This is a genomic window from Chloroflexota bacterium (genome assembly GCA_016235055.1).
Classification (GTDB): Bacteria; Chloroflexota; Anaerolineae; order JACRMK01; family JACRMK01; genus JACRMK01.
Map to the genome: position 1 here is coordinate 17,004 of JACRMK010000018.1, position 18,067 is coordinate 35,070.

General features: G+C 66.1%; 18 protein-coding genes and 1 riboswitch. Of the genes, 11 read left to right on the plus strand and 7 right to left on the minus strand.

Annotation, left to right across the window (positions count from 1 at the left end; all coding sequences use genetic code 11):
- Positions 1-4: 4 nt before the first annotated feature.
- From HZB53_04710 to HZB53_04735, 6 genes are all read left to right on the plus strand, one after another.
- The gene (locus HZB53_04710; GenBank protein MBI5876932.1) at positions 5-937 is read left to right on the plus strand and encodes a CHAD domain-containing protein; all 933 of its coding nucleotides are present in this window, start codon (positions 5-7) and stop codon (positions 935-937) included.
- Positions 938-959: 22 nt separating this feature from the next.
- The gene (locus HZB53_04715; GenBank protein MBI5876933.1) at positions 960-1,295 is read left to right on the plus strand and encodes a hypothetical protein; all 336 of its coding nucleotides are present in this window, start codon (positions 960-962) and stop codon (positions 1,293-1,295) included.
- Between the two features lie 79 nt (positions 1,296-1,374).
- Positions 1,375-2,283, plus strand: a complete 909-nt coding sequence (locus tag HZB53_04720) for an aldo/keto reductase (GenBank protein ID MBI5876934.1) — start codon at positions 1,375-1,377, stop codon at positions 2,281-2,283.
- Between the two features lie 12 nt (positions 2,284-2,295).
- Positions 2,296-4,104, plus strand: a complete 1,809-nt coding sequence (gene pepF, locus HZB53_04725) for an oligoendopeptidase F (GenBank protein MBI5876935.1) — start codon at positions 2,296-2,298, stop codon at positions 4,102-4,104.
- An 85-nt stretch (positions 4,105-4,189) separates the two neighbouring features.
- Positions 4,190-4,729, plus strand: coding sequence for a transposase (locus HZB53_04730; GenBank protein MBI5876936.1), 540 nt, complete (start codon positions 4,190-4,192; stop codon positions 4,727-4,729).
- Positions 4,730-4,802: 73 nt separating this feature from the next.
- Positions 4,803-5,606: a polyphosphate kinase 2 family protein gene (locus HZB53_04735; protein MBI5876937.1), complete on the plus strand. Its 804-nt coding sequence runs from the start codon at positions 4,803-4,805 to the stop codon at positions 5,604-5,606.
- 492 nt (positions 5,607-6,098) lie between these two features.
- Here HZB53_04735 and HZB53_04740 read toward each other — a convergent pair whose 3' ends face one another.
- The 7 genes from HZB53_04740 to HZB53_04770 all read right to left on the minus strand — a co-directional run bounded on the left by HZB53_04740 (position 6,099) and on the right by HZB53_04770 (position 12,574).
- A complete protein-coding gene (locus HZB53_04740; protein ID MBI5876938.1) occupies positions 6,099-6,317 on the minus strand; it encodes a hypothetical protein in 219 nt (72 codons plus the stop codon).
- Between the two features lie 21 nt (positions 6,318-6,338).
- Entirely contained in the window at positions 6,339-6,617 is a 279-nt protein-coding gene (locus HZB53_04745; GenBank protein MBI5876939.1) for a hypothetical protein, read from the minus strand.
- 32 nt (positions 6,618-6,649) lie between these two features.
- On the minus strand, positions 6,650-8,230 hold the full coding sequence (locus HZB53_04750) for a TlpA family protein disulfide reductase (protein MBI5876940.1): 1,581 nt from the start codon (positions 8,228-8,230) through the stop codon (positions 6,650-6,652).
- Between the two features lie 30 nt (positions 8,231-8,260).
- On the minus strand, positions 8,261-8,812 hold the full coding sequence (locus HZB53_04755) for a DUF5317 domain-containing protein (GenBank protein MBI5876941.1): 552 nt from the start codon (positions 8,810-8,812) through the stop codon (positions 8,261-8,263).
- Complete coding sequence (locus HZB53_04760; protein ID MBI5876942.1) at positions 8,809-10,107, minus strand: HD-GYP domain-containing protein; 1,299 nt, start codon at positions 10,105-10,107, stop codon at positions 8,809-8,811. The genes HZB53_04755 and HZB53_04760 overlap by 4 nt, the downstream gene beginning before the upstream one ends.
- 298 nt (positions 10,108-10,405) lie before the next feature.
- On the minus strand, positions 10,406-11,128 hold the full coding sequence (locus HZB53_04765; GenBank protein ID MBI5876943.1) for a hypothetical protein: 723 nt from the start codon (positions 11,126-11,128) through the stop codon (positions 10,406-10,408).
- Positions 11,129-11,374: 246 nt separating this feature from the next.
- Entirely contained in the window at positions 11,375-12,574 is a 1,200-nt protein-coding gene (locus HZB53_04770; GenBank protein ID MBI5876944.1) for an FAD-dependent oxidoreductase, read from the minus strand.
- Between the two features lie 114 nt (positions 12,575-12,688).
- Positions 12,689-12,800: riboswitch (TPP riboswitch) on the plus strand.
- 48 nt (positions 12,801-12,848) lie between these two features.
- On the opposite strand from HZB53_04770, the gene HZB53_04775 reads away from it, so the two are divergent.
- From HZB53_04775 to HZB53_04795, 5 genes are all read left to right on the plus strand, one after another.
- Positions 12,849-13,487: a thiamine diphosphokinase gene (locus HZB53_04775; protein MBI5876945.1), complete on the plus strand. Its 639-nt coding sequence runs from the start codon at positions 12,849-12,851 to the stop codon at positions 13,485-13,487.
- A gap of 68 nt (positions 13,488-13,555) precedes the next feature.
- Complete coding sequence (locus HZB53_04780; protein MBI5876946.1) at positions 13,556-14,773, plus strand: thiamine ABC transporter substrate-binding protein; 1,218 nt, start codon at positions 13,556-13,558, stop codon at positions 14,771-14,773.
- Between the two features lie 47 nt (positions 14,774-14,820).
- Positions 14,821-16,461, plus strand: coding sequence for an iron ABC transporter permease (locus HZB53_04785; protein MBI5876947.1), 1,641 nt, complete (start codon positions 14,821-14,823; stop codon positions 16,459-16,461).
- Between the two features lie 37 nt (positions 16,462-16,498).
- A complete protein-coding gene (locus HZB53_04790; protein ID MBI5876948.1) occupies positions 16,499-17,473 on the plus strand; it encodes an ABC transporter ATP-binding protein in 975 nt (324 codons plus the stop codon).
- A gap of 72 nt (positions 17,474-17,545) precedes the next feature.
- Positions 17,546-18,064 (plus strand): ECF transporter S component, encoded by a 519-nt coding sequence (locus HZB53_04795; protein ID MBI5876949.1) that lies wholly within the window; start codon positions 17,546-17,548, stop codon positions 18,062-18,064.
- The last annotated feature ends 3 nt before the right edge of the window (positions 18,065-18,067 follow it).

Below are 18,067 nucleotides of genomic sequence, written 5' to 3' on the forward strand. Positions count from 1 at the left end.
GAAATTGAGCGCCGTTCCGCCGGTCGCGGACGCCCTGACCGCAAGCGAGACGATCACCCGCGCGGGCGCGCGCATCTTCGAGGCGCAGTTCGCGCGCCTGCGCGCCTGCGACGACGGCGTGCGCGCGGGCGACGATGCCGATGCGGTGCACGATATGCGCGTGGCCGCGCGGCGCATGCGCTCCGTGTTTCGCCTGCTGGGCGAGCATTACCCGCCCGCCGCGCTCAAAGGCGTGCTGAAGCCGCTGCGCGATCTGGCCCGCGCGCTCGGCGCGATGCGCGACTTTGACGTTATGCTGGAACACGCGGAGCGCTATGCGCTCAGGCTGTCCGAACCCCGGCGCAGCGCGTTTCGGGCGCTGACCGATGATTGGCAGCGGCAGCGCGCCGAGGCGCACCAGAGCGCGATCGCCTTCCTCAACGAAGATCGCTACGTGAAGTGGGAGCGTACCTTCGAGGCTTTTCTCGCGCAGGCCGGCGACCACCCCGCGCCTCGCGTGTGCGATGTGGTTCCGGCGCTGATCTGGCAGCACTATGACGCGGTGCGGCGCTACGAGACTGGCATCGCCGCCGCGCCGATCGAAACGCTGCACGCGCTGCGCATCGAGTGCAAACGCCTGCGCTACGCGCTGGAGTTCTTCGCGCCGCTGCTCGGCAAACCGGCCGCGCGCCTGATCCGCACCACGACCGCCGCACAGGATCACCTCGGCCAGATGCACGACGCCGATGTGCGTGCCCGGCAGATCGCCGCGTTCATCTCCGAGCACACGCAGGACGGCTCGTCGCCCGACGCGCGCACGCTCAATGCGGCCACGGCCTACCTGCACGCCGCCCAGCGGCAGTTGGCATCATTGCAGAAATCGGCGGCGCGCCCGTACGCGCGGCTCGTGACGCCGGCATTCCGCGCCGGGCTGGCGCGCGCTGTGGCCCGCCTGTGATACCGGGAGACGAACAGACACCATGACCCTCGACAATCCGCTCGTCGGCTGGGGTGCGGCGGCGCTCGCCGCCGTGCTCACATTCGGCATGCCGGTCAATCCCCGGCGCGTGAACCAGGGACTGATCAATATCCTGATCTGCGTGCTCAGCCTGGTCGCAGCGTTCGCGTTGCTCGAAGGGGCGACCGCGTTGCTGGTTGGCATCGGCGCCGCCGTGATGGCCATTGTGCTGCGCGACATCGCGCGCTTCGTCCGCCACGCCATGTATGACGTCACCAAGTACACCCGGCGCGACTACCGGTATCGCCGCGTCGGGCAGTCGCTGCTCTCGGGCGGCCGGCGCTCGCGCCGCCACTAGACTGCTTCGCCGAAAACGCATCCGCCGGCCTGAGCGCCGCGCGCCGATGCACTGAACTTCGCCTGGAGGAACACGCACTATGCAGAAACGCACACTCGGCCGCACCGGCCTGCAGGTCACGCAGCTCGGCTTCGGAGCAATGGAGATTCGCGGGCCGCGCATCTGGCGCGGGCGCCCCGTCACCGATGAGCAGGCCAATCGCATCCTGAACGCCGTGCTCGACAGCGGCATCAACTTCATCGACTCGTCGCACGACTACGGCCTGAGCGAGGAGTACATCGGCAAGTACATCAGCGGCCGCCGCCAGGAATACTACCTGGCCACGAAGTGCGGATGCTTCCTCGAGGACGCCGGCGACCACGACAACACGCTGCACGTCTGGACGCGCGAGAACCTGATGCGCAACCTGGAGACGAGCCTGCGGCGCATGAAGACGGAGTACATCGACGTCTGGCAGTTGCACAACGCGACCGTCGCCGACGTGGAGCAGGGCGACATCGTGCGCGTCATGCAGGACGCCAAAGCGTCGGGCAAGGTGCGCTGGATCGGCGCATCGGCCGTGCTGCCGCACCTGAGCACGTTCGCCGGCTGGGGCGTGTTCGACACGTTCCAGATCCCCTACTCCGCGCTGCAGCGCGCCGAGGAGAACAATATCACGGCGGCGGCGCAGGCGGGCGCGGGCACCATCATCCGCGGTGGCGTTGCACGCGGCGCGCCCGACGACGCCGGGCTGGGCGCTCAGGACCGCTGGGCGACATGGGAGAAGGCGAAGCTCGACGAGTTGCGCGGCCCCGGCGAGAGCCGCACGGCTTTCATGCTGCGCATGACGCTCTCGCACCCGCACATGCACACGACGATCGTCGGCACGCTGTTTCCGGAGCACCTCGCGGAGAACCGCAAGTTTGCCGACCTGGGACCCCTTCCCGCCGACGTGTACCGCGAAGCACTGCGGCGGCTGGACGGCGCGGGCGAACAACCGGCGGCCTGAGCGGAGATCCACATGACCACACAGACCATTCCCGCCCGGCGCGACGTGCCGGTTGAGCACACGTGGGACGTCGAGAGCATGTTTGCCACGCCGGCCGCGTGGGACGCCGAACTGGAGAGCGTGGCCGCCGACCTGCCCGCGCTGGCGCGTTTTCGCGGCCGCCTGGGCGACAGCGCAGCCATGCTGGCCGACTGGTTCGACGCCAGCGAGGCGGTGCAGATCCGGCTGGGCAAGCTGTTCACCTATGCCAGCATGAACCAGGCCGTGGACGCCAACGACCAGACCGCCGCGGCGCGACTCGACCGCGCGCGCGGCATGATGGCTCGCGCCGGCGCCGCCATGGCGTTTGCCGAACCGGAGCTCCTGCAGATCGGCTTCGAGAAGCTCGGCCAGTGGCGGCAGTCCGAACCGCGCCTCGCAATCTACGCGCAATACTTCGACCGGCTGTCACGCCGCGCCGTGCACGTCCGCAGCGCCGAGGTTGAGGAGCTGCTGAGCCAGAGCATGGACCCGTTCGGCGCGATGACGGCGACACACGGCATCCTGGCCAATGCCGAATTGCGCTTCGAGCCGGCGCGCGGATCGGGCGGCGAGGGCTACGAGGTCGCGCAGGGCACCATCAACTACCTGCTGGCGCATACCGACCGCGAGGTGCGCCGCACCGCCTTCGAGCACTACGCCGACGCGCATTTGGCGCTCAAGAGCACGATGGCCAGTTGCATCGCCGCAGGCGTCAAGCGCGACGTATTCGTAATGCGCGCGCGGGAGTACGGCTCGTCGCTGGACGCCGCGCTCGGGCCGAACTTCATCCCGACCGAGGTCTTCCACAACTTGATCGCGGTGTTCCGCAAGCACCTGCCGGTCTGGCACCGCTACTGGCGCGCGCGCCGCAAGGCGCTGGGGTTGGAGAAGCTGCACTTGTACGACACGCGCGCCCAGTTGGCCCGATCGCAGACGCACCTGTCGTTCGGGCAGGCGGTCGAGATGATCGCGCAGGGCATGCGCCCGCTCGGTTCGGAGTACGTCAGCGTCATGCGTGACGGCGTGCTCGAACAGCGCTGGGTGGACATCTACCCCAACAAGGGCAAGCGCATGGGCGCGTTCTCGACCGGCTCGTATGGCACACACCCGTACATCTTCATGTCGTTCAACGACGACATCTTCAGCATGAGCACGCTGGCGCACGAGCTCGGCCATTCGATGCACTCGTACTATACGCGAAAGACCCAGCCGTTCGTCTACTCGCGCTACGGGCTGTTCGTCGCCGAGGTTGCGTCGAACTTCAACCAGGCGATGGTGCGCGCTCACCTGCTTAACAGCGGCGGCGACCCGGCGTTCCAGATCGCCGTGATCGAAGAAGCGATGGCGAACTTCTACCGCTACTTCTTCATCATGCCTTCGCTGGCGCGCTTCGAACTGGCCGTACACGAGAAGGCCGAGCGCGGCGAAGCGTTGACCGCCGACAGCATGATCGGCCTGATGGCCGACCTGCTGGGCGAGGTGTACGGCGACGAGGTCGTGTCGGACCGCGAGCGCAGCGGCATCACATGGGCGGAGTTCCACACGCACCTGTACAGCAACTTCTACGTGTACCAATACGCGACCGGCATCGCCGGCGCGCATGCGCTGGCGGCGCGCGTGCTGTCCGGCGGCCAGCCCGCCGCCGACGCCTATCTGGCGTTCCTGAAGGCCGGCGGCGCGCTGTACCCGCTGGACGCGCTCAAGCTCGCCGGCGTTGACCTGTCGTCGCCGGAACCGGTCGAGCAGGCGTTCGCGACGATGGAGCGCTACGTCGCGCGGCTGGAGGAACTGACGCAGTAGGAGCTTCGTACAGCGGCGATTGGTGATGGGGCGCGCCCGGTCATTGTCGTAGGGGCGGCTCGTGAGCCGCCCCGGAAAACCGTCCATGCCATACGCTCCCAACCACAAACATCGTCGATCGATTCGGGCGCAGGGATACGATTATACGCAGGCCGGCGGGTATTTTGTCACGATATGCACGCACAACCGTGCAAGCCTGTTTGGCGCGATCGTGGACGGCGTGATGCGCCCCAATGCCGCCGGCACAGTCGCAGCCGATAGCTGGGCATGGCTGGCAACACAGTATCCGTACGTGATGTTGGATGAGTGGATCATCATGCCAAACCACCTCCATGCCATCATCGTTCTCGATGACGTAATGCCGGGCGGCTCGCGAGCCGCCCCTACCGCAAGTTCGCCAGTCATACGCAAACCGCTTGGACAACTGGTCGGGGCGTTCAAGACCGTCTCTGCGAAACAGATCAACGGGCAGCGAAACACGCCCGGCGCTCCGGTATGGCAACGCAACTACTATGAGCATATCATCCGCAACGACAAGGAGTTGAACGCTATACGGCGGTATGTAGCTGACAACCCTGCTCAATGGGCGCTCGACCGAGAAAACCCGGAACGACCAGCCACGTAGACGCCGCGCACAGCCATTGGGCGCCTGTAATCACACTGCGCAAGCACACATCCACAAACGGGGAAGGCATCGCATGAAACTCTACCGCGTCAAGCCGGGCGACCGAGTTCGCCTGCGCGACTGGAAGCCGGACGACCGCTCCGGCTTCAATGGCAACAAGGAAGACTCGCTGAAGGTGCGCGAGAAGTTGCGCCTGAAGCTGGAAGAGCTCCAGAACCTGCTCTATGCAGAGCACCGGCATCGCCTGCTGATCGTCATCCAGGCGATGGACACCGGCGGCAAAGACGGCACCATCCGGGCCGTGTTCCAGGGCGTGAACCCGCAGGGTGTCAAGGTCGCGTCGTTCAAGTCGCCGACACCGGCCGAGCGCGACCACGACTACCTGTGGCGCGTCCACCCGCAGATCCCCGGCAAGGGCGAGATTGTGATCTTCAACCGCAGCCACTACGAGGACGTGCTGATCGTGCGTGTGCACGATTTCGTGCCGCCCGCTGTCTGGAAGAAGCGCTACGCCCACATCAACGACTTTGAGCGCATGCTGACCGACGAGGGCGTGACGATTCTCAAGTTCTACCTGAACATCGACAAGGACGAGCAGAAGCGGCGCCTGCAGGAACGGCTGGACAACCCGGAAAAACACTGGAAGTTCAACGCGGACGACCTGGCCGAACGCAACCTGTGGCCGCAGTACATGAAGGCATACGAGGACATGCTGACGCGCACGAGCACGCCGTGGGCGCCCTGGCACATCGTGCCGTCCAACCGCGGCTGGTACCGCGACCTGGTTGTCGCACAAACTATCGTGGATGCGCTGAAGAAACTCGACATGCATTATCCGCCCGCGCCGGAAGGAATCGACAAGATTGTAATCGATTAGGCGCCGGATACCGGCAAGCGCAACAAAAAAGCACCGGGGCCATTTGCTCGCGGTGCTTCTGCATTCTATGAAACATCGCCAGTGCTACGCCCGCGACTCCAGCTCCGCCAGGCGCACATACAGCCGCTTGTTGATGCGCCCCTTATACTGGTTTGCGTTGAGCATGTTCCTAATCCACTGTCATTCATGTCCTGCGCAGCGGGGCTTACGCCCCCGCTCCGCGCCGCAGGCGCGGGCGCAGGATGAAGCGCGGCGGCCAGACCGATGGCGTGCAACACGCTTCGCGCGCGAAGAATCTGGGATGTGGCATTTCAGATGTTTCGCGCGTGAAACGAGCCCAAGTACATAAGCCCTGCCTTCGCGCTTCATCCTGTGACCGCTGCGAAGCAGCGGTGACGCCGCCTCTGGCGGCGTGCGCACAGGATATACATGACAGATTAGGACACCTATAAATCGAAACGGCGTAATAGAGCCGTTGTGTCGGAACCATGCTCACGCGGTCAGCGCGGCGATAATTAACTCCACCGCCGCGTCGGCTTTGGCGCGCATCTCGTCGTCGGTCGCATCCTGGATCGGGTGCGGCACGAAAACGCGCCGCACATCGGGCAGGCCAAGCGCGTCGGCCTGCGCCTGCGCCGCGCCGGCGAACGCCGATGAGGCCACAAATACTGCGGGGATCTGCTGTGTCTCAAACCAGACTGAATCGTGCACACTGCACGTGGTACACGACCCTCAGTCGGCCAGCGCCTCGATCACGAAACCGGCCTCCGCGGCGATCTGCTGCCGTAACGCATCCGGCGCCGGTTTCGTGTAGGTCGGCTTGCGGTAAGATTTGATCGCAACCCCGGGCAGCCGTTCCCGTAGGCGCTCGGACAGCCGCGCCAGAAATACGTCGCCGCGCGGCTTACTGATGTCCAGCAGCGCGAGCGTGCCGGCAAGCGCTGCCGGGCGCGGCGCGAGCGCACGGCGAATCGGCGCGCGTTCATCGGTCGGGTCAATGATCTGTGTCATGTTTACCTCCGCTGCGAGCGGCCATGGCCGCCCTACTCGTCAATGCGGCGGCTGACCGGCATGCTGCCGGCCGGGCCGCCCACCCAGCCGCCAAAGATCGCCGAGAACTTGCCTGCCTGACCGCCGGCCACCACGATGTGAATGTTGCCTGCCGCTGCGAACTTCGGAACGAGGGTCTTCAACTGCTCAGCATTCGGCCCGCCGGGTCCCCAGCGCCCGGCCGGCACCCCTTCGCCGCACTCGTCACTGCGCAGCACGTCGCACAGCGGCCGCGCCGCGACGGCCTGAATGCGCTCGCGCACCCGTGCCTTGCTCCAGCCATCCTGCCGCAGCGTCTCGGCGTGCTCCGGGCAGACGACCAGTAGCACGTCGCCGTACGGCCGCACCTTCGGGTGCCAAACGCTTTCCAGCGCCAAGCCGAAGCTGGCCGCAAGCGCATGACCGGTGCGCGAAATCTGATCGGCGATGCCGCGCGGCCCCTCCAGCGCAAAGACGGTCACGACGCTGTCGGTGTGCTCGAAGCCGCGCTCGACGTGCAACGGCTCCCACGGGCTCGCTTCCTGCGCCTCCGGGAAACACATCGTGTACTTGGCCGGCGAAGCCAGGGTCGAGCGCTCCACGCCGCCCGGCTTCGCGCCGCCGATGTTGCGCAAGATCAGCTTGAGGGCGCGGCCGATCGTGGCGTTAGCGCGGTTGCCGCTGCCGAGCGCCTGCACGCCCGGGTTCATGCCGAGCCGGGCGCGGATCGGCCCGTTGACGACGATGCACGGCGACGCGCCCCAGGTCGTCGCCATCACGCCGTGGATGTTGAACTCGTCGGTGCAGACCGCTTCCAGCGCGGCGATCACGACCGGCAGATACGCCGGTTTGCAGCCCGCCATCACGGCGTTGGCTGCCACCTTCTCGACCGTCGCCGGCGCCATGTTCGGCGGCACCACGGCGACTACCTGCTGCGAATCGCGCCGCGTGCCGGTCAGCATGCGCAACACGCGCTCCGGGGTCGGCGGCACCACCGGCAGCCCGTCCGTCAGGCCCTGGTCGAACATGAACTCAAATTCGTCGTCGCCGGGCGCAATGTCGATGCGCCGTGCACGCAGCGGCCCGTTGGCTGACTCCGCCTGCAGCCGCTCGGCGATGCCCGGTTCCAGCGTGCGCGAACCGCAACCAGGCCGCCAGTCGGGGTACGCGTCCCAGTCTATGGCCGGTCCGTCGCGCCCGGCCAGCCGCGCCGCCGCCGCGAACAGCGCCTGCCACTCGTCTTTGCGGTAGCCGACCAACCGCCCCTGCTCGCGCCCCTCGCCATCGGCCAGAACCAGCGTCGGTATGATCTCGACGGCGTAAACGTACGAGACGCGCAGGGCCGAGTCGTCGAGCATCGGCGCGGTCAGCCGGTAGCGATCCACCAGCAGCGCGTTGCCGACCGCCTCCTGCCCAACCAGCCAGACTCGCGCCGCGCCGTCGAGCGCGCGATACAGGGCCTCCAGTAGCGGCACCACCATGTTGCTCGTCGGACAATCTTCTTTGACGAAGCAGAGTACCGCCGGTGCGCCGGGCGGGAAGCGACGGGCGCCGCCCGCCTGGTCAGCCAGCACAAACGACGGCAGAGCAGTCATGCGATACCTCCGGGGCGGTCCAACGTCGTATTACGATGCGGGGGCCGACACGGTCGCGCGCATCGCCGCGTGGATGAAGCCGAACGCGCCGAGCGCGATCAGCACATCGCCAATACTGAATACGTTAGCCAGCGGCACCACGCGCGGAATCGGAAACAGGTCGCCGAGAAACCAGAGCGGCGTAAACTCGGTCATCAGAATGACATTGTTGTGCGATCCCGTGATCGGCGGCAGCCCGGCCAGCGCGCGCGCGCTTTCGGAAACCGGCATGAATCCGCCGTTCGCCGCGATCACGGCCAGGTTACACAGCAGGCCGCCCAGCAGCAGCGCGAAGCCGGGCAGGCGTGCATTGCGCGCCACGACGACGGCCGCCACCAGCATTGAGACGAGGTACGTAGATCTGATCATCCAGTCCGGCAGCGCAAGCCGGTCGGCCAGCGGTGTGTAGATCAGCAGTTGCAGGCCCAGGGGAACGAACAGCAGGGGAAACCAGCGCAGGTTGACTTCGGCCAGGCGGATCAGCCGGCCGCCGCGCGCCAGCGCCAGCAGCACCGCGCCGGCCGCGCCCAGCAGGATGATCATCCGGCCGATTCGGTTGCCGGCACCGGCGCCGTGTGCGGCGTCATAACCACCTCGCCGGCGCGGCGCTTCGCGCGCATCAGCGCCTCGGTCACGCGCGGGTCAAACTGCGTGCCCGCGTTGACGGCCAGTTCGCGCAGGGCGGCGCTGATTTCCATACCGTTCCGGTACGGGCGGTCTTCGATCATCGCCTGGAACGAGTCGGCCACGCTCAGGATGCGCGCGCCCAGCGGGATCGACTCCCCCTGGAGCCCGTCCGGATAGCCGCGGCCATCCCAGCGCTCGTGATGATGGCGCACGTACATGGCGCCCTTTTCGAACATGGGGAACTGCTTCAGCAGGTCGCCGCCATAGGCCGCATGGCGCTTGGCCAGCTCGCGCTCCTCCGGCGTCAGCGCACCCGCCTTGAAGAGGATGCTGTTGGCCATGCCAATCTTGCCGATATCGTGCAGGAACGCGGCGCGATGAATGATGTCGATCTCGCTGTTTTTCAGGCTCAGCTCGTGCGCGATCTCGCGCGCGTGCGCCGCCACCAACTCGCAGTGGCGATGCGTGTGCTCATCGCGCTCGTCGAGCATCTTGGCCAGCACCATCAGCGCGTCGAATGTCTGCCGCTGCAGGTCCCCGACCAACTGGTATGAATTGCGCACCAGCACGAGCGGGATCGACGCGAACAGGATCGCCCACGGCGAAATGTGCCAGAGGATGACGATGAACGCGGCCAGCGGCGCCATCGACAGTTCATGCACCAGCAGCGGCTTCCAGCCGGTCACCCAGTGATCGACCACCGGCGAGCACGAGACGAGCGCGATGATCAAGGCGACCGCCGTCGTGTTGAACGCAATGTCGACAGTCGCCATGAGCACCAGCGCGACAATCTGGTGCAGCGAGATAACTACCCCGGCGACATCGGACGCGCCCAGCGCCATGAAGAGCGCGGCCTGCACGGCGACCGTCACGGTCATGACGGCCACATTGAACATTTTCTTAACCGGCGCGCGCTTGGCGCGCCATTCAGCCAGGATCGTGCCCACGAACGTGCCGAGGACGGCGATGCGCGGGTCAAACAGCAGAATACCGGCCAGCTTGATGGCCGTGGACATGGTGATTTCGAAGTGACTCTCGCGGAACTTAACCGGAAAGAGGTCAAAGAGGACGATCAGCGCCGCCAGTGCCACCGCGCTTGGCAGCGCGGACGCCGAGGCGGACAGCGCGGGCACGGACGCCGCCACGACGAGCGCCGCCAGCACCAGAGTCAGGATGATATACTGTTGGGCTGCGCGTGGCAACGACTGCATGATCGCTGGATGTGCAAACCTACGGAAAATGGAAACGCCGACCCGCCTCGCCTAATTCACTCTAGTCCCACTTACTGCCGGCAAGAACTGAAACAACCAGGCTCGCGATGGCGACGATGATGAGGTACGCGCGAGCGAGTTTATTGTTCCATTTCATGGGGGAATCTCCTTTATCCTAGATGACATCCGGATCAGCTAGATTCCCTTCGCTTCGCTCTTGGGCGGGTCGGCGTCGATATTATAGAACTAACTGGCGGCGATTTCAACCTCGGCGACGATCGCGGCGCATACGTTTGTTCTATAATAGATCCTGGAGCGGCAGCCGCACCAGCTTGCGGTTGACGGCGTCGAGCGTGGCGCGCGCCACCGCCATCAGCGAATCGCCGGCGTCCAGCGCCGTGCCGGTGAACCACTCGTCCGATTTTTCGCCTTGCCAGCGAATCAGCACCAGCGCCAGTTGGTGTTCATGGATGTCGAGCAGTGTCGCCTCGCGCAGATCAAGCCGGCTCTGGCCGGTGAGCTGGTTGATGGCGTCGATCAGCGCCAACGCAACCGCCCGCATGTCGTTCACGTCATCGCTGAGCAGGCAGCGTCCCACCGCCACATGCGCCGATACGCGCAGTTCGACTTCCATGCAATGGCCGCCCGTCGCGGGCACACGCCGCACCGTCTGGATCAGCGGGCGGTGCATGATCGTCCCGGCCTCCTGCAGCGATTGCACGATGCTCAGGCAGCGATGGTCGATCCGGATGCCATAGCGCACCAGCAGCAGCGTCTCGATATTGCGCACCAGCGCCTTGGGCAGGATGTCCGGGGTCGAGATGACATGAATTTCCTCGATGGCGTCTTCGGTTGCCATGATGCGGACGGCGCGCACCGGCGGCAACTCGGCAATCGCGTCTTCCAGGTCAGATATCAGGAAGAAGCGGCCTTCGGGCGCCTTGTCGCGGCGCTGGGTCGCCGCCACGCGATGCGATTTTGGTGATTCGGTGCTCCCCGCTTTTGTCGGGTGATCGGTCACAAGCACATTCCTCCGCCAAGAAGTTTGCTCGACCCAGGCTGGGCGTTGAGGACCCGGGGCGCAGGCACCGAGATTATAGGCAGGATGGCCCGATGCGTCAATCACCGTGATCGCTCAATCGAAAGCGAAACCGGGCAGGCACGCGACCCGCGGTTGCTGCTATCCCGGTGCGACCCCAACAGACAGTGGTTGCGCGCTGCCATCGCCAAACGTTGAACGGTCACTCCCGCCTTCTGCGCATGCACCCTACACCGACTTGAGATATTCCCGGATCATCAAGGCGGCCGTTGCACCCTCGCCGACCGCCGCGGCCGCCTGCTTGGTGCTGCCCAGCCGCACATCGCCGGCGGCGAAGACGCCCGGCACGCTGGTTTGCAGCGAGCGGTCGGTTACGATGAATCCCTGGGCATCGCGCGCTACGGCCGCCGGCAGCCAGCCGGCGTTGGGCGACAGCCCGATGAACACGAACAGGCCGGCCGGCGATAGTCGCTCAGTCGCGCCGGTGCGGCTGTTGCGCACGCTGATCCCTTCCAGCCGCTTCTCGCCGTGCAGGGCCACGACCTCGCTGGAGTAACGCACCTCGATGCCGGGCGCGCGCAGCACCTTGTCGGACACGATACGGCTGGCGCTCATAGCCTCGCCGCGCACCAGCAGCGTCACCTTCTCGACGAAGCGCGTCAGGAACAGGCTCTCCTCGCCCGCGCTGTTGCCCCCGCCGATCACGGCCACCGGTCGCCCGCGATAGAACGGGCCGTCGCACGTCGCGCAGAAGTGGACTCCCGCGCCGATCAGGCTGTCCTCGCCCGGCACGCCAAGCCGGCGGTAGGTCGATCCTGTGGCGATCAGCACGGCGCGCGCGCCATACTCTTGCCCGTCGCCCGTGTCCACGTAGCACGACTCCGCCTCGCGGCGCAGCGCGGTGACTGCCTGCGCCTTCAGCATTTCGGTGTTGAATCGCTCGGCCTGTCGCGCCAGGCGGTCGGCAAACTCCGCGCCGCTGATACCGTCCGGGAAGCCGGGGAAGTTATCCAGCCGCTCGGTGATGCCGGCCTGCCCGCCCAGCGCCGCCTTCTCGATCACCAGCACACTCATACCCTCGCGCGCGGCGTACAGCGCCGCCGTCAGACCGGCCGGGCCGCCGCCCACCACAATCAGATCGTAGTAGCTCAGTTTGGCATGCTGCTGGATCCCCAGCTTCGCCGCCAGCTCGGCGTTCGACGGTTCCACCAGCGTTGAGCCGTCCGGAAACACCAGCGTCGGTACCGTATGCTTGCCCGCGTTGACGCGCTCGATGAGCGCCAATCCCTCCCGGTCCGCTTCCACGTTCACCCAGTGATAATGAACGCGCTGCTCTCCCAAAAACTGCTTCGTGCGCTTGCAGTCGCTGCACCACGGCGTGCCATACACCGTGAGGTGCCGCTCATCGTGCGAATGATCGTCGGCCATCGTCATGCCATACCCTCCCAGGCTCCTCCGGCCAGTCAGCGCCGGCAGACAACGTAATGCGCCGGCATCCGCGATTTGCCGGCGCGCCGTGATATGCTATACTGCAAAGCACAAAATTGAAAACAGGGGAGCTCGGGATCTGCCGGGCTGAGAGGAAGGCCTATCGCCTTCGACCCTTGAACCTGATCCGGGTAATGCCGGCGTAGGAATCCATGGTCATGCTTTCCGCCATCGCCGTCCTGCCCCGGGACTGGCGATTTTTTGTTGTGAGCCTATGAATACTGTCATCATCGCCAACGGCGAGCTTGAAGCCAGCGCGCGCCTGCGTGGGCTGTGGAGCAACGCCGACCTGCGCATCGCCGCCGACGGCGGCGCCAACCAGGCCCGCGCGCAGTTCGACCAACCGCCGCACGTGCTGATCGGCGACCTCGACTCGGCCGACGAGGCGGCGCAGCACTGGTGCACGGCCGGCGGCGCGGAGGTCATCCGCTTCCAGCGCGAGAAGGCCAAGACCGACCTCGAACTCGCGCTTGAGGAAGCTATCAAGCGGCATGCGACCGAGATCACGCTGATCGGCACGCTCGGCGGGCGCTTCGATCAGATGATCGCCAACGTCATGCTGCTGGTGAAAGCATCGGAGTCGAATGTGCCGACGCGCCTGGCCGGCGACCGCTTCGATGCATGGCTGGCCGGTCCGCGCACGCCCATTGAAGGCAGTCCGGGCGACACCGTGTCGTTGATACCGCTCAGCGCGCGCGTGGATGGTATCGCTACCACCGGCCTGCGCTACCCGCTGCGCGGCGAAACGCTGTTCATGGGCGCTGCGCGCGGGGTGAGCAACGAGCTAACCGAGACGCACGCCGAGGTGACCCTGATATCCGGCTTGTTGCTGGTTGTCCACCTGCTGGCCTAGCGCCGGCGCAAACCATTTACCCGAGAACGGGCAGAACATGCCCGGACTCGATACTCACGGGAGGATCTATGTTTCGCAAAGCAGGACTCTGGCTGACTATAGCCATTCTGGCAGCGCTGTTCCTGGCCGCTTGTGGCGCCACGCCGACCGCAGCGCCCGTCCCCAGCGCCGCAGCCGCGCAGCCGACCACGGCGCCTGTCGCACCGACGGCGGCCCCCACGGCCGCGCCGACCAAAGCGCCAACCACGGCACCAACCACGGCACCAACCGCCGCACCGACAATTTTGCCGACGGTAGCGCCCGCCACGGGTGGCGCGCCGCGCGAACTGGTTGTCATGTCGCATGACTCGTGGGCCGCCAGCGATGACGTGGTCGCTGCGTTCGAGAAGGCAAACAACGTAAAGCTGAAGATTCTGAAGTCGGGCGATGCCGGCGCTGCGCTGAACAAGGCGATCCTCGCCAAAGGCAGCCCGCTCGGCGACGTTTTCTTCGGCGTGGACAATACGTTCCTGTCGCGCGCACTGAAGGCCGACATCTTCGAGCCGTACAAGCCGGTCGCCGCTGACAAGCTGCCGGCCGCCTATGTGCTCGACCCGAAGTTCAATCTGACGCCGACCGACTACGGCGACGTCTGCCTGAACTACGACAAGGCCTACTTCGCCAAGAAGAACATTCCGGCCCCGCAGTCGCTGGATGATCTGACCAAGCCCGCCTACAAGGGCATGACCGTCGTCGAGAACCCGGCTACGTCGTCGCCGGGCCTCGCCTTCCTGATCGCCACCATCGGCAAGTACGGCGCGGACAAGTACATCGACTACTGGAAGGCGCTGCGCGCCAACAACGTGCTCGTCAGCGAAGGTTGGGAAGACGCGTACTACGCCAAGTCGTCGTGGGGCGGCAAGGGCGGCGACCGCCCGATCGTCGTCAGCTATGCCACGAGCCCGGCCGCCGAGGTCTTCTTCTCGGATGGCAAGCTGAAGGAGCCGCCGACCGGCAACGTACTCGGCGAGAGTGCCTGCTTCCGCCAAATCGAATTCGTCGGCGTGCTGAAGGGCGCAAAGAACCCCGACCTGGCCCGCAAGTTTGTGGATTTCATGCTGTCCAAGGCGTTCCAGGAAGACATCCCGGGCCAGATGTTCGTCTACCCGGTCATGGCCGACGCGAAGTTGCCCGACTTCTACAGTTGGGCGCAGAAAGCCGACAAGCCCGCGGCGGTCACTGCCGACGCGATTGACGCCAACCGCGAGAAGTGGATCAGCGCGTGGACGGACGCCGTACTGCGCTAGTCGCTAACAACCAGAACACCCGGAGGGCGAGCGCGCTCGCCTTCCGGGTGGCTGCCCCGCTCGGTTGGCTGCTGCCGGGCGGGTTCCTGCTGCTGTTCTATTTCTACCCGCTCGCCGCGATCTTCCAGCGCAGTCTCGCGCCCGACGGCGCGTTCGACTGGGACGGCGTCGCGCGTGTGCTGGCCACGCCGTACTTCGCGAACGTGCTCGGCTTCACGGTGGCGCAGGCGGCGCTGTCCACGGCGCTGACCGTGCTCTGCGGGTTGCCCGCCGCCTACGTCCTGTCCCGCTGGGAGTTTCCGGGCCAGGCGCTCGTGCGCGCCGTCATCACCGTGCCGTTCCTGCTGCCGACGATCGTCGTGGCGCTCGGCTTCAGCATCATCCTCGGCCCGGCCGGATGGATCAACACACTGCTCCAGCAAGCCTTCGGTCTCGATGAGCCGCCCATCAAACTGCTCAACACGGTCTGGATCATCATCGTCGCGCACATCTACTACAACGTCTCGGTGGTGGTCCGCATCGTCGGCAATTTCTGGGCGCATCTCGATCCGCAGCTTGAGAGCGCGGCGCAGATGCTCGGCGCCAGCCGCTGGCGCGCCTTCCGTGAGGTGACCCTGCCGCTGCTGGCCCCCGCGCTGGTCGCTGCCAGCCTGCTCGTCTTCGTCTTCGACTTCACGTCGTTCGGCGTGGTACTGCTGCTTGGCGGGCCGCGCCTGGCGACGCTCGAAGTGGAGATCTACCGGCAGACCGTCAACCTGTTCGATCTGCCCGTGGCGGCCGTGCTGTCGCTCGTGCAGATCGGCGTCACGTTTGGCTTGATGGCGCTGTACGCACGCGTACAGTCCGCGCTGGCGCGGCCGCTGCGGCTGCGCCCGCAGCAGATCACCCGGCGCATTCCGCACACGACCGGTGAGCGCGCCGCGATTGCGCTGACGCTCGGCACGCTCGTTGTATTTGTGGCGCTGCCGCTCGTCGCACTGGCGGCGCAGTCCGTATCGACCGCCGACGGCTTCGGTTTGCGCTACTACACAGAACTGTTCGTCAATCGCCGCAACTCGGTCACGTACGTGCCGCCGATCGAGGCGGTCTGGAACTCGCTGGCTTTTGCCGTGCTGACGATTGCGCTGGCCCTGCCGCTCGGCACGCTCAGCGCGCAGCGGCTGATGCAGGCGCGCTGGCGCTGGCTCGACCCGGTGCTGATGCTGCCACTGGCGACCTCGGCGGTCACACTCGGCTTCGGCTTCATCCTCGCGCTCGGGCCGCCGATCAACCTGCGCTCGTCGGCGTGGCTGGTGCCGTTCGCGCACGCGCTGATCGCCTTCCCGTTCGTCGTACGCTCGGTGCTGCCGGTCTTGCGCAGTATCCGGCCGAACTTGCGCGAGGCGGCGCGCGTGCTCGGCGCATCGCCCGCACACGCCTGGCGCGCTGTTGACCTGCCGATCATCACGCGCGCACTGGTCGCCGGCGCGGTATTCACGTTCACCGTGTCAGTCGGCGAGTTCGGCGCCACGTCGCTGGTCGGGCGGCCGGAGATGCCGACCATGCCGGTGGCGATCTTTCGACTGCTCGGCCAGCCCGGCGCGCTGAACAGCGGCCAGGCGCTAGCCTTGAGCACTATTCTGGTGCTCGTCAGCATTTCTGCTATCATGCTGATGGAGCGCCTGCGCTGGGAAGGCGCCGACTTCTAGCACCACAGCGACCTTTCAGCGCTCCCCCAACCTGCCCATGGCCCTGCTCGATATTCGCCGCCTCAACAAATCGTTCGGCAGCCGCCCCGTTCTGCACGATATTGACCTCTCCATCGCAGCGGGCGAGATCGTCTGCCTGCTCGGCCCCAGTGGCAGCGGCAAGACGACCCTGCTGCGCCTGATCGCCGGACTTGAGCGCGCCGACGAGGGCGTCATTACATTTGACGGCCGCGACCTCGCGCCGGTCGCGGTGCACGAGCGCGGCTTCGGCCTGATGTTCCAGGACCTCGCGCTCTTCCCGCACCGCGACGTCTTCGATAACGTGGCGTTCGGCCTGCGCATGGCCAATCAGCCGCGCGCGGCGGTGGAAACACGCGTACGCGAATCGCTCGCGCTGGTCGGGCTGGGCGCGTTCGCGAAGCGCGATGTGAACCTATTGAGCGGCGGCGAGCAGCAGCGGGTTGCGCTGGCGCGCGCGCTGGCGCCGCGTCCGCGACTGCTGATGTTCGACGAGCCGCTCGGCGCGCTCGACCGTCTGCTCCGTGAACAACTGATCGTCGACATCCGCGCCATCCTCAAGCAGACGGCGACGACGGCGGTATACGTGACGCACGACCAGGCCGAGGCGATGGCGATCAGCGACCGCATCGCCATACTGAATGACGGGCGCGTCGCGCAGTTCGGCACACCGGAGGAGTTGTACCATCATCCGGCCGACGAGTTCGTCGCGCGCTTCCTCGACCTCGGCACGGTCGTGCGCGGCGACTGGTTGGCCGCGCTACCGGGCGCGCGCAGCGACTCCGATCCGGCGCGCTGGTATCTGATCCGGCCCGAGCAGGCGCGGCTTGCCGATGACGGCGTGCCGGGCGTCGTGCGGCATTGCCGCTTTGAGTCGGGCGCGTTCCGCCTGACCGTCGACGTCAACGGGCAGGCGGTGCGCTGTGAAAGCCAACAACGCATCGCCGAAGGTTCGCTGGTACGCCTGCGGTGCGATGCCGAGCCGATCAGTTGAACTTATCGGGCGCAATGGCTATAATGGCGCCCACACATCTACCATCTTGGTTACTGACGAGGAGAGACAGCAATGGCCTTCAAGCTCGATGCCCGCACAATTTCTCTAATGGCCGTGATGACCGCCGTCGTGTTCGTGTTCACGCGCGCCATCTCAATCCCGGTGGCAAACGGCTATTTGAACTTCTCAGATATCGCCATCTTCTTTGCCGCCTTCGCCTTCGGCCCGTGGGTGGGACTGGTCGCCGGCGGACTCGGCGCGTCGCTCGCCGACCTGAGCCTTGGCTACAGCCAGTTCGCGCCGTTCACGTTCATCGCGCACGGCGGCGAAGGGCTGCTGGCCGGCTATCTCGCGTTCAAGCTGGCCGGCAATGCGCGCTACATCTGGGGCTGGCTCGCGGGCGCCGTCGCCATGGTCGCGGTGTACTTCCTCGCCGAGGCGCTGATCGAGCCGCTGGGCGGCATGGTGCAGGCGCTGTCCGACTTCCCGGTGAATATCATCCAGGTCGTCGCCGGCGGACTGGTCGGCTACGCACTGCTGTTTGCCGTGCGCCGCGCCTATCCGCAGATCGACCGGTTCAATAAGTCCTAGCGC